13 protein-coding genes are annotated in these 14,013 nt (G+C 33.7%); 6 read left to right on the top strand and 7 right to left on the bottom strand.

The genetic code is table 11. The features are described from left to right. The first annotated feature begins 18 nt into the window (after nt 1–18). From A4F88_RS13855 to A4F88_RS13845, 3 genes are read left to right on the top strand one after another with little or no spacing between them, the layout of a single operon-like run. On the top strand, nt 19–1,620 hold the full coding sequence (locus A4F88_RS13855; protein WP_068843203.1) for a S8 family serine peptidase: 1,602 nt from the start codon (nt 19–21) through the stop codon (nt 1,618–1,620). A gap of 12 nt (nt 1,621–1,632) precedes the next feature. Beyond that, nucleotides 1,633–2,577, top strand: a complete 945-nt coding sequence (locus A4F88_RS13850; protein ID WP_068843202.1) for an NAD(P)H-dependent flavin oxidoreductase — start codon at nt 1,633–1,635, stop codon at nt 2,575–2,577. A 20-nt stretch (nt 2,578–2,597) separates the two neighbouring features. Continuing rightward, a complete protein-coding gene (locus tag A4F88_RS13845) occupies nt 2,598–3,008 on the top strand; it encodes a hypothetical protein (protein ID WP_068843308.1) in 411 nt (136 codons plus the stop codon). An 88-nt stretch (nt 3,009–3,096) separates the two neighbouring features. Here the strand turns inward: A4F88_RS13845 and A4F88_RS13840 are convergent, their stop codons facing one another. Then, a complete protein-coding gene (locus A4F88_RS13840; RefSeq protein ID WP_068843201.1) occupies nt 3,097–3,534 on the bottom strand; it encodes a DUF4268 domain-containing protein in 438 nt (145 codons plus the stop codon). Nucleotides 3,535–3,625: 91 nt separating this feature from the next. Between A4F88_RS13840 and A4F88_RS13835 the strand changes: the two genes are divergently transcribed. Both A4F88_RS13835 and A4F88_RS13830 read left to right on the top strand, forming a co-directional pair. Further along, nucleotides 3,626–4,276 carry an NUDIX hydrolase gene (locus A4F88_RS13835; RefSeq protein ID WP_068843200.1) on the top strand — a complete coding sequence of 217 codons (651 nt, stop codon included), beginning with the start codon at nt 3,626–3,628 and terminating at the stop codon, nt 4,274–4,276. A gap of 125 nt (nt 4,277–4,401) precedes the next feature. Continuing rightward, nucleotides 4,402–5,211, top strand: a complete 810-nt coding sequence (locus A4F88_RS13830) for a lysophospholipid acyltransferase family protein (RefSeq protein WP_068843199.1) — start codon at nt 4,402–4,404, stop codon at nt 5,209–5,211. Between the two features lie 130 nt (nt 5,212–5,341). Here the strand turns inward: A4F88_RS13830 and A4F88_RS13825 are convergent, their stop codons facing one another. The 3 genes from A4F88_RS13825 to A4F88_RS13815 form a co-directional block, all read right to left on the bottom strand. Next, the gene (locus A4F88_RS13825) at nt 5,342–5,974 is read right to left on the bottom strand and encodes a hypothetical protein (protein WP_068843198.1); all 633 of its coding nucleotides are present in this window, start codon (nt 5,972–5,974) and stop codon (nt 5,342–5,344) included. Nucleotides 5,975–5,982: 8 nt separating this feature from the next. Next, entirely contained in the window at nt 5,983–6,477 is a 495-nt protein-coding gene (locus A4F88_RS13820) for an RNA polymerase sigma factor (protein ID WP_068843197.1), read from the bottom strand. A 119-nt stretch (nt 6,478–6,596) separates the two neighbouring features. Next, nucleotides 6,597–7,658, bottom strand: a complete 1,062-nt coding sequence (locus tag A4F88_RS13815) for a DUF3810 domain-containing protein (protein WP_068843196.1) — start codon at nt 7,656–7,658, stop codon at nt 6,597–6,599. Between the two features lie 238 nt (nt 7,659–7,896). On the opposite strand from A4F88_RS13815, the gene A4F88_RS13810 reads away from it, so the two are divergent. After that, nucleotides 7,897–9,357, top strand: coding sequence for an aminoacyl-histidine dipeptidase (locus A4F88_RS13810; RefSeq protein WP_068843195.1), 1,461 nt, complete (start codon nt 7,897–7,899; stop codon nt 9,355–9,357). Nucleotides 9,358–9,652: 295 nt separating this feature from the next. Here A4F88_RS13810 and A4F88_RS13805 read toward each other — a convergent pair whose 3' ends face one another. The 3 genes from A4F88_RS13805 to A4F88_RS13795 form a co-directional block, all read right to left on the bottom strand. Then, nucleotides 9,653–10,963, bottom strand: coding sequence for a DUF389 domain-containing protein (locus A4F88_RS13805; protein WP_082815772.1), 1,311 nt, complete (start codon nt 10,961–10,963; stop codon nt 9,653–9,655). A 193-nt stretch (nt 10,964–11,156) separates the two neighbouring features. Next, nucleotides 11,157–11,930 (bottom strand): carboxypeptidase-like regulatory domain-containing protein, encoded by a 774-nt coding sequence (locus tag A4F88_RS13800; protein WP_068843194.1) that lies wholly within the window; start codon nt 11,928–11,930, stop codon nt 11,157–11,159. A gap of 88 nt (nt 11,931–12,018) precedes the next feature. Further along, nucleotides 12,019–13,920: a DEAD/DEAH box helicase gene (locus A4F88_RS13795; RefSeq protein ID WP_068843193.1), complete on the bottom strand. Its 1,902-nt coding sequence runs from the start codon at nt 13,918–13,920 to the stop codon at nt 12,019–12,021. Nucleotides 13,921–14,013: the final 93 nt, after the last annotated feature.

Genomic DNA, 14,013 nt, shown 5'->3' with positions numbered 1-14,013 from the left:
CTTTTAAAAAAGTAAACTATGAAATACTATTTTACATTTCTTTTATTGGTTTTTTCGGCTGCGATGTTTTCGCAAGAAGATGGATGGGTTTATTTTAAAGACAAACCCAATGCGCAAACCTTTTTGGATAATCCTGCAACAATGCTTTCGCAACGAGCATTAGATCGCAGAACGAATCAAAATATTGCTTTGGATCTTACAGATGTTCCTGTAGAAGATACCTATATAAATCAGGTAAAATTAAGCATAGGAATAACTGTAATGGCGCAATCGAAATGGTTGAATGCACTTCATATCCGTGGAACTGAAGCTAATATTTTGGCATTAAAAACATTATCATTTGTCGATAAAGTAGTTTTTGCCAATAGAACTTTAAATGTTTCCTCAAAAAAAGTTTCAGAAAATCAGACTGCCCAAACAAAAGATAAGCTTAAAACTACAATCAATTATGCTTATGGAACTTCTGCAAATCAAATCCAAATGCTTAACGGACAGGTTTTGCATCAACAAAATAAAACCGGTTCAGGTAAAATAATAGCAGTTTTAGATGCCGGTTTTCCGGGTGTAAATACGGCACAACCCTTTAAAAAACTCATTGATAATAATCAAATCTTAGGCGGTTATGATTTTGTCAATAGAAATGAAAATTTCTTCACAGGCGATGATCACGGAACAATGGTACTCTCAACGATGGGCGGATATAAAGAAAATGCTTTGATAGGCACTGCTCCTGATGCTTCTTACTATTTGTTTATTACGGAATATGATCCTACCGAAAATCCTGTTGAAGAATCATATTGGGTTGAAGCAGCTGAAAAAGCAGATGCTTTAGGAGTTGATATTATTACCACATCATTGGGATATTTTAAATTTGATAATCCGAATTATAGTCATAATTATAGCGACATGAATGGCTCAACGAATTTTATTTCGCGAGGTGCTGAAATTGCTTTTAGTAAAGGGATTATTGTGGTGGCATCAGCAGGAAATGAAGGAGCTACTTCTGAACCTCATATTGGTGGTCCTGCCGATGCAGTTTCGGTAATTACTGTTGGAGCAGTTACAGCTTCAAAAACAAAAACCGGTTTTAGTTCTATAGGTCCAAGTTATGATGGAAGAGTAAAGCCGGACGTCATGGCTTTAGGAAGTTCTGCAGTTGTTTCAGATACTGCCGGAAATATTGGAGTAGCAGACGGAACATCTTTTTCATGCCCGATCATGGCAGGAATGATTGCTTGTCTATGGCAGGCGTTTCCATCAAAAACAAATAAAGAAATCAGACAAATGGTTCTTCAGTCTGCAGATAGGTATAGTGCCCCTAATAATAATTATGGTTATGGAATTCCAAATTTTGGATCAACTTTAGGTACAGCAACTTTTGAGGCTTCAAAATCTCTTTTTTCAATATATCCTAATCCTGCACAAACAACAGTTTCATTTCTGTTTGAAAATAATACAGCTTCAGTTTCGGTTTACTCCATTTTAGGACAAAAAGTAATCGAAAAACAAATAACAAATCAAAACCCGGTTCTTTCTGTTGAAAATCTAAAAAGCGGACTCTATTTTTATACTTTTGATTCTGACGATTTACACAAAACAGGAAAGCTAATCAAACAATAACAGCATTTTTGAATGAATAAAATTACCCAGCTTTTTAATATAAAATATCCAATTATTCAGGGAGGAATGATTTGGAACAGCGGATATAAACTGGCTTCTGCCGTAAGTAATGCCGGAGGTTTAGGTTTAATTGGTGCAGGTTCAATGTATCCGGAAATTTTGCGTGAGCACATTCAGAAATGTAAAAAAGTTACAGACAAACCTTTTGGTGTTAATATTCCAATGTTGTATCCCAATATCGAAGAAATCATGAATATTGTGATCGAAGAAGGAGTAAAAATTGTTTTTACATCAGCAGGAAACCCTAAAACCTGGACTTCTTTCTTAAAAGAAAAAGGAATTACAGTCGTGCATGTTGTAAGTAGCAGCATTTTTGCTTTAAAAGCACAGGAAGCAGGAGTGGATGCAATCGTTGCTGAAGGTTTTGAAGCAGGCGGACACAACGGACGTGATGAAACCACAACTTTAGCTCTGATCCCAATGGTGAAAGAAAAAGTTCAGATTCCGATTATTGCTGCAGGAGGAATCGCCACTGGAAGAGGAATGCTTGCTACGATGATACTTGGCGCTGATGGTGTACAGGTTGGAAGTCGTTTTGCAGCGTCTATAGAATCATCTGCACACAATAATTTTAAAGAAACTATAGTTAAAGTTAAAGAAGGAGATACTCATTTGACATTGAAAGAATTAGCTCCTGTTCGTTTGGTGAAGAATAAATTCTATCAGGACGTTCAGGAATTATATGAAAAATGCCCTTCAAAAGAAGATTTAGTACAGCTTTTAGGCAGAGCAAGAGCCAAAAAAGGAATGTTTGAGGGAGATCTTGAAGAAGGTGAACTCGAGATTGGACAAATAGCAGGTTTAATTCATGAAATTTTACCCGTAGAAAAAATTGTTCAGGAAATGATTGCTGAATTTGAAATTGCCCGCCAGGAAAAGGCTAAATTTGAGTTTTAATTACCTGCTAGAAAAATATGATGAATTTTATACGCACTTTTACGCTGTTGCTTTTTTTAGGACTAGGTTTCCAGCAAACTTATAGTCAGTCTTATAAATTCAGGACATCAGGGTTTAGTGTTTTAGAGAAAAATGAAAGAGGAAAATGGGGTGAATGGTCCAATCTTGATTTGGTCAATTTATCTGTAATTCTCGATACCAACAAACATAGAATTGTGGTCTACTCGCAGGAAATTCAACTGTTTAATATCCTGGATTATATCGAACGTGAAGAAAATGATACTGATATTGTGTACTCGTTTATGTGCAAAGACAACGATGGTAAAGAATGTAAACTTTCTATTATTACCCGCAAAAAACAAGATTATCGTAAGCAACTTTACATCAATTACGACAACCATATTATCGTTTATAATATATTTAGTGTTTAAATGAAAAACCCGACAGCGTTTAAAAACTGTCGGGTTTATTATTTAAAAGCCTTAGAACCTTAACGTCTCAGCACCTTAGTATCTTTCTTTAAGATTCAATATCTTTAATGAACTCATCATACTCTAAATAAAACATTTCCAAAGCATGCATGTTTTCGTTGAAAAAATCAAAAATAGCATCCCAGTTATTGCGATTGCTGAAACCAACGCCTAATTTTTCGACCCAGATTCGGCTAATAGTCTTGCCGCTTTCGAGCGTATAGTTTTTTTCGAAGACCAGATCTTTGATAAATTCTTCTTCCAGAATACTTTTTAAAGCTTCTAATTTCTCGAAATAAGCAATTCTTTTTTCATCACTTCTCTGTTCAATATCAATTAAAACCTGTGCTTTTTTATTGTCTACATAAAACTTAAAAGAGAAATCTTTAATCTTGGTATCATAAAGTACCCATTTACGTGGATATTTTTCGGCGAAAGCCACCCAAAACTCTCTTTTTAATCTTTGTGATTCTTCTCTGCTGTACATTTTTATGGCTTTGATTTTAGAAAACTTGTAGAACCGCGTTTTCTGGACTATATTTATATTTTATTTGAAAATACAAAAATAAACTTTGAATATGGATTTTCAAGATTTTTTACAATATGTTCCTAATTTAATTCCAGTTGAGCTGCCGGCAGTTGCTTCGCATATAAAAATGGCTCCGAAGGAACGAATTGCAGCTTTGAAAAACCCTGATTTAAAAATTGAAAACCCCAGAATTGCAGCTGTAATGATGCTGCTTTATCCTAAAAATGAAAAAACGCATTTGATTTTAATTGTTCGAAATGCTTATAATGGAGTTCATTCGTCGCAAATTGCTTTTCCGGGAGGAAAATATGAAAGCTCAGATGCAGATTATCAGGAAACAGCTTTAAGAGAAACACAGGAAGAAGTAGGTGTTGCGCCAGAGAAAATAGAAGTAATCAGGCATTTTACGCCAATGTATATTCCGCCAAGTAATTTTCTGGTACATCCGTTTTTAGGAATATCGAAAGAAGAACTTTCTTTTTATCCGGATATAAGAGAAGTAGCGGATATAATCGAATTGCCGCTTTCAGTGTTTTTAAATGATGAAATTATTACCGAGGCCACATTGTCAACTTCTTACGGAAATAATATTTTAGTTCCGGCATTTAATATCCAGAATCATATCGTTTGGGGAGCGACAGCTATGATTTTAAGTGAATTGAGAGATGTTTTGAAAATGACTTTTGAAGCAAATGTGTAATAACTCAAAATTAACAATTTGATATTCATTAGGATAACAATTTATTTTTGAAATTGTTTATTACTATTGCTCAAAGAATAATTTTTGTATGTTTGCGTGCTAACAAAAAAATACAATAAACAGCTATGGGATTGTTTAAACGAAATCCTTTTGGACATATATTATTCATCAAGAAATGGTTAATCCGTATTTTGGGTGCTATGACACACCGAAGATACAGAGGGTTTAATGATTTGCAGATTGAAGGATCTGAGATTATTAAAACATTGCCTGATACTAATGTATTGTTTATATCCAATCACCAGACTTATTTTGCTGATGTTGTGGCTATGTTTCATGTATTTAATGCAAGTTTAAGCGGACGTCAGGATAATATTAAGAATATTGGTTATCTGTGGCAACCTAAAATGAATATTTATTATGTAGCTGCAAAAGAAACCATGCAGGCTGGTTTATTACCTAGAATTTTAGCCTATGTAGGAGCAATTACTGTAGAAAGAACCTGGCGGGCAAAAGGTGTTGATGTTACCGAAAAAAGAGAGGTTAATCCTAACGATACCGAAAACATCAGAATTGCGCTTGAAGATGGCTGGGTAATTACATTTCCGCAAGGCACAACAAAATCGTTTAAACCTGTTCGTAAAGGAACTGCACATATTATCAAACAGCACAAACCAATCGTAATTCCTATTGTTATTGACGGTTTCCGTCGTTCATTTGATAAAAAGGGATTGCGAATGAAGAAAAAAGGTATCCTGCAATCTTTCATCATCAAAGAGCCACTTGATATTGATTACGAAAATGATACTATCGATGAAATAGTTGAAAAAGTAGAATATGCTATTGAGCAACATCCATCGTTTTTAAAAGTGATTCCAGCCGAAGAGATCAAAGTTCAGGAAGAGCTTAACAAACTCAGAAGATGGGATTATTAGATCGTAGATTTTTGATTTTAGATTTTTTTGTTGAGGCTCCAAAAACTTAGAACCTTAATATCTCAGAATATCAGCACTTTATAAAAAAAAAACTTTGCACCTCTGTTCCTCAGAGCCTTTGTATCTTGTCCTAAAAATCGATCTTCTTCAATTCTTTATAGTTCGCATATAATCTGCGTAACAGTGTTCCGTATAGTAATCTGTAAATACACCAGAAGATTCCGAATAAGCCTAGTATAATCAGGATTAGGATTCCTACAGTAAAAAACACTGCTTTTCCGTTTAGGGCTAGTTTTTCCCTTAAAAAGTCCATGTCAGGATTATAAACAAAAGCGATAAAATAACTTAATATTGCTGTAATAACAATCATTCCAAGATTATACCATACATAATACTGAACCGTTTTTCGGGTTCGTAAAATGGCACTCATCAATGATTTTGTGGCAACAGTTGTTGAAATGGTTTTATAGTTTTTATAAAAAATAACCACAAAAATCAGTACAACGATATAATTAAAGTAAGTTAAAAACTCAAGGGTCAATACAATCTCAGGATGATTCATTTTTTTTAATAAATCATCAGTATTGATAAATAAGTTAGAAAAAGTCCAAAAAGAAATTTCTAAAATGCTAATAATCAAAATCCATTTTACAATTGAAGATGATTTTTTATGAATCATTTTATAAATCTCTTTTTCAGAAATTTGTTGAAAAGAATCCGAGTTCTTTTTCCAGTCTTTTTTTAATAAATCCAGTTCTTTCATAATAATTTTTAAGGATTTAGTATTTTTTTAAGTTTCCCTTTAATTCTGTTCATTTTCACACGAGCATTCACTTCGCTGATCCCCAAGGTCTCTGCTATTTCTTGATAATCTTTGTCTTCTAAATACATAAAAACTAATGCTTTTTCAATGTCATTAAGCTGATAAACGGCTTTATACATCAATTTAATCTGTTCTTCCTCTTCATAATTGTAATCAACATCTTTTACAAAATGCTGATGACTTTCGTATTCTACTGTAGATACGGTACGTTTTGTTTTTCGGTATAAGGTAATGGCGGTATTTAAAGCAACGCGATACGTCCAGGTTGAAAATTTACTGTCGCCCCTAAATTTAGGATATGCTTTCCAGAGCTGAATTGTAATCTCCTGAAACAAGTCTTTATGTGCATCTTCGCCGGCAGTATATAATCTACAAATCTTGTGGATTATATTCTGATTTGCCTGCAATTGCGCAACAAATGACTGTTCTAGATTTTCGCTCATATTAGTATTAGTAGTATTGCAATATATTTTGTTACAGTAGTTTTTTATTTTTTTATCATAATTTAAAAAAGATCATTCAGGATTTATCTTTATTCATGTGATCTAAGCTTGTTATAAAGCTATAATTTTCTGGTTTTATAATAATTCAGCATCAGGTCAATAAATTTGCTGTAACTGTCCATTCCGTCTTTTTGATTGTTGGTCTTTAAGAAATTATCATAAAAAATGCGAAAACCTTCATCTATAAAAGTATCATATTGTTTCCAGAAATCCTGACTTTCCTGGTAATTCTTTAAAATTCCAATATGAGTTTGTTTTTTTAATTGCTCAAATATTTTTTCATTTTTGACCTGCCAGATCCCTAAACAATAACGCAAAGCAAAACTATATCCTGAATACTGATAATATAAATTATCGTTTTTTACGGCAGCTAAAACACCAATAAAATTGCATTCGCTTTCGCTGGCATAACCCATTTGATGTGCCATTTCATGACACGTGGTAACTGGAAAATTATACATAGGCATCAAATCATTTACCTGTGCCTCATTTGTAAACGGATTTAAATAACCACCAAAGCCCATATAAGTTAAAGGCAGGCTGAATAATGATTTCTTGACACTTAAAATTTCGTATTTAAAATAAGGATGTTCTTTTGATAGATTTTCATATCCGTTTAAATCCATCTGAAAAGCTTGTTTTTGAGTGTAGGGAAAAACAACTTTAGAACTGTCATTTTTAGTAATCTGAAACTGAATTGCATTGGTTTTAACAATGAGCTTTTTTGTAAAAGCTAATAATTGAGCATCTGTGTATTCTTTTTCAATTTTCATTTTTTCGAAAAGTGGTTCGCGATAATAATTGAAAGCCCAAAGCAAATGAAAGAAAAAGTAAAAAACAGATAGTACGCTTAATACTTGTAAAAGATTATTTTTCCAGTTTGTCCTCCATGATTTTCTAGTTAGCCAAAACCATCTGATTAAAAATAAAATCAGGATACTATACATACAATCGCCAACTGAAAATGGGATTTTACCAAATAATATTCTTGAAAAATGAGAGATATTCAAATACAATCCGTTGCTGTAAAAACGTTCTATGAATTCCGGAAAATAAGGAAGGATTCTTAAAACAATGATTTGTAAAAGAAGTAATAGCGGTAAGATATATTTTGACTTCACAATTTAATTTTTGAATACGTAAATATAAATACAATATTAACCGATAAGAAAAAGTTAGTAATGAATTCTATCAATTTTCACTAATCTGGAATTCGTAATGATACAAAATTGAGAAGTATTCGTGAAATTGGTTTTTAATTTCAAAATGATTGATGCTAATTCGTGAAATTCGTGGCGAAAAAAAATATAAACTTTGTAACTTTGACATTCTTAATTGTTAAACTTCAAACAAAATATAATGAGTCAGGAAATAAGAAATCTGGAACCAAAAGCACTATGGAATAAGTTTGCTGATCTGAACGCAGTTCCGCGTCCGTCAAAGAAAGAAGAACGTGTAATCGAGTTCATGAAAAACTTTGGAAACAGCTTAGGTTTGGAAACTTTTGAAGACGAGATTCGAAATGTAATTATCAGAAAACCGGCAACACCGGGAATGGAAAACCGAAAAGCAATTGTAATGCAGGGACACCTTGATATGGTGCACCAAAAAAATGCAGACACTATTTTTGATTTCGATACTCAGGGAATCGATATGTATGTTGATGGTGACTGGGTTCGTGCGCGTGGCACAACTTTAGGAGCTGACAACGGATTAGGAGTTGCAACAATAATGGCTATTTTAGAAAGTAAAGATATTCCGCATCCCGCAATCGAAGCTTTGTTTACAATTGACGAAGAAACCGGAATGACCGGAGCATTAAACCTTAAAGGCGGAATTCTGCAAGGTCAGATTTTATTAAATCTGGATACAGAAGAAGATGATGAAATTGATATTGGCTGTGCCGGAGGAATTGATGTAACGGCTACAAGAACGTATCATGAAGAAGAAGTTCCGGAAGGATCTGTAGGGCATATTATTACCGTAAAAGGGCTTAATGGAGGTCATTCGGGAATGGATATTCATAAAGGTTTAGGAAATGCTAATAAAATCATGAACCGTTTATTATTTGATGCATTTGAAAACTTTGGTTTACAGGTTGTTGAGATTAATGGTGGAAGTTTAAGAAATGCAATTCCTAGAGAAAGTGTTGCGAAAGTAATCATTTCTGAAATGTTTGATGAGGCTTATATTTTTGATATGCAGGAAATCATCAACGATATTAAAGCTGAATATAAAACTACTGAACCAAATCTTACTATTGAAATCGTAAAATGCGATTTGCCTGAAAAAGTAATGGATTTAGGTGTTCAGGAAGGAATTATCAGAGCAATTTATGCAGCACATAATGGTGTTTACAGAATGAGCGCTGATATGGCTGACTTAGTTGAAACTTCAAATAATATTGCCAGAGTTATTGTAAAAGACGGTGAAATATCAATTGGATGTTTAACACGTTCTTCTGTTGAAACTTCAAAATATGACCTCGCAAATGCGTTGAGATCTGCTTTTGAATTGGTAGGCTGCGAAGTAGAACTTTCTGGTTCTTATCCGGGATGGACTCCAAATGTAAATTCTGAAATCTTAGATACTTTGGTTGGGATTTATGAGAAACAAAATAATGAAAAACCAAAAGTTGTAGCTTGTCACGCAGGTTTAGAATGTGGAATTTTAGGGACAAATTATCCGGATATGGATATGATTTCTTTTGGACCAACAATTCATGGAGCACATTCTCCTGATGAAAGAGCAAGTATATCTTCGGCTCAAAAATATTGGAAATTTGTATTGGAGATTCTTTCAAATATTCCGGTTAAATAAGGTTATTCAGTGTTCAGTTTTTTAGTTATCAAATTTACTGATAACCAAAAAACTGAACACTACTTTTATTTCTTTGTGAATCTGAAAGCTAAAAAGCGGATCTCTGATCACTATTTTTTAATCTCTCTTTGGACTATTTTTCTTTTCCCGTTTTTCTTCTTTCTTTTCTTTAGCCGTTTTTAACGGTTCTTTTTTTGCTGTTTTTTTAGCGTCCTGACCCTTTGCCATAATATTTTGATTTAGTAATAGTTAAATTATTTTTAAAGTAAATATAGGTTCTATTTTTGGGTTTGTATTAATTATTTTGCTGATATACTTCAATTGAATCTTTTTCAAGTCTTTCCTTTAGCCACATTTTCATTTTTTGTTTCATTTCCAAATCAACCTTTTTCTTGCTTTGAAAAAGAATTACCGGAATAACTTTTGATTTATTTGTTTCGTTTTCTGTAGTATAGTTTCCAATAGTGAGAGAGGTAATAGCAGGGAAAAGTATTTTGGCTTCATTACTGATCTGATTGTTATTGAATTGATATTGCGCTAATTGGTTGCGTAAATTATTGATTAAAATATCTTTTTGATCTACAATACTCTGATTGCTATTGATTTGATTCATGATGTCATTTCTCAAATTTACAGTATCCTGTCTGATAATTAATTTCGTATTTAGAAGACCATAATTAGGCAGTTTTTTATTGAGATTAATGATTGCTGTATCACTGAATTTTTTGGTTAAAAAAGCCAATTCAATTCTTTTTGGATCTGTATTGTATCTGATTTTCTTGTAAATGACTGGATAATCTTTGTCCAGAAATTCTTTTTGGATAAAAACCTCTGTTTTTGTAGTGTAATTTTTTTGAACGTATAACTGATAGGCAAAATAAATACTGGGTAAGATTAAAAGTAAAATCAATATTGTGATACCATATTTTACTCGTTTTTGATGCTTTAGGTTCAGTTGTTGTGCAATAGGGTAGTTTAAAAACTTTACAATTACAAAAGTAGCAATACAAATAAAAACACAATTAATAGTGTAGAGATATAAGGCTCCAAAAAAGTAAAGATAATTTCCAAGTGCCAATCCATAACCTGCAGTGCAAAGTGGGGGCATCAAGGCAGTTGCAATAGCTACACCAGGAATAGGATTTCCTTTTTCTACACGTGTTACAGCAATTACACCAACCAAACCTCCGAAAAAGGCAATTAAAATATCGTAAATATTGGGAGAAGTTCTGGCTAGTAATTCAGATTGCGCTTCTTTAAAAGGGCTAATATAGAAGTATATAGTTGAAGTGGCCAGGCTTACAACTGTTGCAATAACCAGGTTTTTTATTGATTTTTTTAAAAGCTCAAAATCATACATTCCTAAACCAAAGCCGGCGCCAACAATTGGACCCATTAATGGAGAAATCAACATTGCTCCAATAATTACAGCTGTCGAATTAACATTTAAGCCAACAGAAGCAATTATAATGGCACAAGCCAAAATCCAAATATTTGAGCCTCTAAAAGATATAGCACCTGTTATATTTTCTATAACTGATTTTTTATTCTCTTCGCCTTTATGAAGATCAATAAAATTTAAAACTTTTTGAGTTATATCTGTCATGAGAGCGATTGGAAATTATAGTTGAAGACTAATTTTTAGAGTAGTAAGAGTCTAATTTAATCAAAAAAAATGCTAAAACCTATACTTTGTGGTAAAGTACTATAATTTGCAAGAGGGTATTATGTAGTTTTTTAAATAAAAAAAATCCCCAATTTTAAAAACTGAGGATTTAGGTATTGATGTAAACGTGTTTTTAATTACGTTTTAAGACTTTATATTGTTCGTAACATCCGCTGATAGCGTCCATGATCTGTAAGTCATTTGCGGTTTGAATAAATGAATCAGAATAGTTACAGCGTTGTAAAATTTCAGGAATTTCGTCTTTGCTGATTCCTAATAGAACTGAAATAGTTTCACGGTCATATTTAGATTCCAGTAGGTTTCTCACCGTATCATCCTTTCGCATTTCTTTAAGTTTCTTGAGTTCCCGTCCGTTTTTACCAAAGAAACCGTAGAGGACATCGGCGGGATTAAAAATAGATCCTAAAACTTTTCCAAAAGCATTTGGTGAATATTCACCTGCCTCATAACCCTGAGTAAGGCCTGAAATACTGTAACGATAATTTTCTTTAGTTGGAATTAATTTAGAGTCAACCTCAAGATATCCGGTTAAGTTAAAAGGGGTAATAACAACTTCTTCAAGTGCGATTGCTTTTTCGGTAAGCTGAATTCTGGTTACTTTGTTTTTTATCCAGTCATTTGTTACTCTGATTCGTAGAGATTGAAATCCTAGAATCGAAAAGTGAATAGTATCGTTCAGTTGAACATCGATTTCAAAATACCCTTTAGCATCAGATTTTGCACCGCGTACTTTATTGGTGTTAATAATATTTACGTTTGGAAGAGGTTGTTTAGTATTATCATTAATAATATAACCTGAAACTCTCTGTGGCGCACTGGACTCGGTGTCTTGTGCAAAACCAACGGCTGATAGTAATGTGAAAAAGAAAACTGCGAAATATTTCATATCCTGATTTAAAGCACTAAAAGTAGTAAATCAGGATTAAATATTTCGCAGTCTTCGAATATAATTATAAGAAAATTAACAGAGGGTATTAATCTCTTCTTGGTCTTCTTGGTCTTGGTGAATCACCAAAGCTTTCAGAACGTCTTGGAGCTCTGTCTGAACCTCCTTCGTTTCTTCTGAAACCACCTTCTCTTGGAGCAGCATTTCTGTCGCTTCTAAAACCTCCTCCAGAACCTTCACGTCTTGGAGCTGAGTTTCTGTCGCTTCTGAATCCGCCACCAGAACCTTCACGTCTTGGAGTAAAGTTTCCTTCTCTTCTTGGTCCTGAACTACGTCCGCCACCACGATTGTTGTGATCACGTCTACCGCCACCGTCATTTTTAGAAATTTCAACATTAATACGACGTCCTTCTAACTGAACGTTGTTTAAAATGTCCATTACTTTATCAGTGTGCTCAGGATCTGTGTTAAAGAAAGAGAAACCTTCTTTTACATCTACTTTGAAAACATCATCACGACCTAAATCTAATGTTTCTTTTAAGTAATCTTTAAGCGACATCCAGTCGAAATTGTCTCTTGAACCAATGTTTACAAAATAACGAACTGCTCCGTTGTTGTTGAATTCTCTTGGCTCAGAATCATTTCTTTCACGTCTTTCTCCAGAAGATTGAGTAGAGATATCTCTATTCTTTTTGTAGTAAGTAATGAAACGGTTAAATTCTACCGAAACCATTTTCTTAATTAGTTCTTCTTTAGATAAACCTTCAAGGACATTATTGATTGCTGGTAAATAGTTGTCAATTTCGTGATCAACCTCAGTATCTTTAATTTTGTTTGCTAAGTGCAATAATTGAATTTCGCAGATTTCAATTCCTGATGGAATAGATTTCTCAACAAATTTTTGCTTGATAATTCTTTCGATAGAAGAAATTTTACGTAACTCACTTTTTGTAACGATTACAATAGAAGTACCTAATTTTCCTGCTCTACCTGTACGTCCTGAACGGTGGTTGTACGTTTCGATTTCGTCAGGTAACTGGTAGTTAACAACGTGAGTTACGTTATCAACGTCAATACCACGTGCAGCAACGTCAGTAGCAACAAGCATCTGAATTTGTCTTCCACGGAAAGATTTCATTACACCATCACGTTGTGCCTGAGATAAATCTCCGTGCAACGCAGCAGCGCTATATCCGTCTTCTATTAATTTCTCGGCAATAGCCTGAGTGTCTCTTTTTGTACGACAGAAAACCACAGAAAAGATATCCGGGTTAGCATCGGCTAAACGTTTTAAAGCTTCGTAACGGTCACGTGCATTTACTAAATAAAATTCGTGAGAAACTGTTGCAGAACCTGAGTTTTTAGCTCCAACAGTAATTTCAACAGGCTCGCTCATGAATTGTTTTGCAATTCTGGCAACTTCCTGTGGCATTGTTGCAGAAAACAACCATGTGCTTTTTTCGTCTGGAGTATCTGATAAAATAGATACGATATCCTCATAGAATCCCATGTTCAACATTTCGTCAGCCTCATCAAGAATACAGTAATCTATATTTTTAATGTTAACCAGACCTCTGTTGATCATGTCTTGCATTCTTCCCGGAGTAGCCACAATAATCTGTGCCCCTCTTTTTATTTCTCTTGCCTGCTCTGTAATACTAGCTCCTCCGTAAACTGCTACCACATTAATACCTTTTTCGTATTTAGAGTAGTTTTTAAGTTCGTTAGTAATCTGTAAACAAAGCTCGCGTGTTGGCGATAAAACTAATGCTTGTGTATTTCTGTTGTCGGCATCAATTTTTTGAATTAGCGGAAAACCGAAAGCTGCCGTTTTCCCTGTCCCTGTTTGAGCCAACGCAACCATATCCGTGTCTTTTTCCAATAATAGGGGAATCGCCTTTTCCTGTACCTCTGACGGATTTTCAAATCCTAGATCTAAAATCGCCTTCAGTAACGATTCATTCAATCCTAATTGTTCAAATTTATTCATATGTGTTTTTAAAATAGGGTGCAAAATTACTGTTAATTATTCAGATAAACTAATGCTGTTTTAAGAATTATGTATTTCTTATGATTTGATTTT

This window comes from Flavobacterium chilense (assembly GCF_001602525.1).
GTDB lineage: Bacteria > Bacteroidota > Bacteroidia > Flavobacteriales > Flavobacteriaceae > Flavobacterium > Flavobacterium chilense.
The sequence above is the reverse complement of the archived record's forward strand: the minus strand, read 5'-3'. Positions and strand labels throughout refer to the sequence as shown.

Coding starts and splice junctions, on each gene's coding strand:
- A4F88_RS13855 (WP_068843203.1), top strand. CDS start 19: ATGAAATACTATTTTACATTTCTTTTATTGGTTTTTTCGGCTGCGATG.
- A4F88_RS13850 (WP_068843202.1), top strand. CDS start 1,633: ATGAATAAAATTACCCAGCTTTTTAATATAAAATATCCAATTATTCAG.
- A4F88_RS13845 (WP_068843308.1), top strand. CDS start 2,598: ATGAATTTTATACGCACTTTTACGCTGTTGCTTTTTTTAGGACTAGGT.
- A4F88_RS13840 (WP_068843201.1), bottom strand. CDS start 3,534: ATGTACAGCAGAGAAGAATCACAAAGATTAAAAAGAGAGTTTTGGGTG.
- A4F88_RS13835 (WP_068843200.1), top strand. CDS start 3,626: ATGGATTTTCAAGATTTTTTACAATATGTTCCTAATTTAATTCCAGTT.
- A4F88_RS13830 (WP_068843199.1), top strand. CDS start 4,402: ATGGGATTGTTTAAACGAAATCCTTTTGGACATATATTATTCATCAAG.
- A4F88_RS13825 (WP_068843198.1), bottom strand. CDS start 5,974: ATGAAAGAACTGGATTTATTAAAAAAAGACTGGAAAAAGAACTCGGAT.
- A4F88_RS13820 (WP_068843197.1), bottom strand. CDS start 6,477: ATGAGCGAAAATCTAGAACAGTCATTTGTTGCGCAATTGCAGGCAAAT.
- A4F88_RS13810 (WP_068843195.1), top strand. CDS start 7,897: ATGAGTCAGGAAATAAGAAATCTGGAACCAAAAGCACTATGGAATAAG.
- A4F88_RS13805 (WP_082815772.1), bottom strand. CDS start 10,963: ATGACAGATATAACTCAAAAAGTTTTAAATTTTATTGATCTTCATAAA.
- A4F88_RS13800 (WP_068843194.1), bottom strand. CDS start 11,930: ATGAAATATTTCGCAGTTTTCTTTTTCACATTACTATCAGCCGTTGGT.
- A4F88_RS13795 (WP_068843193.1), bottom strand. CDS start 13,920: ATGAATAAATTTGAACAATTAGGATTGAATGAATCGTTACTGAAGGCG.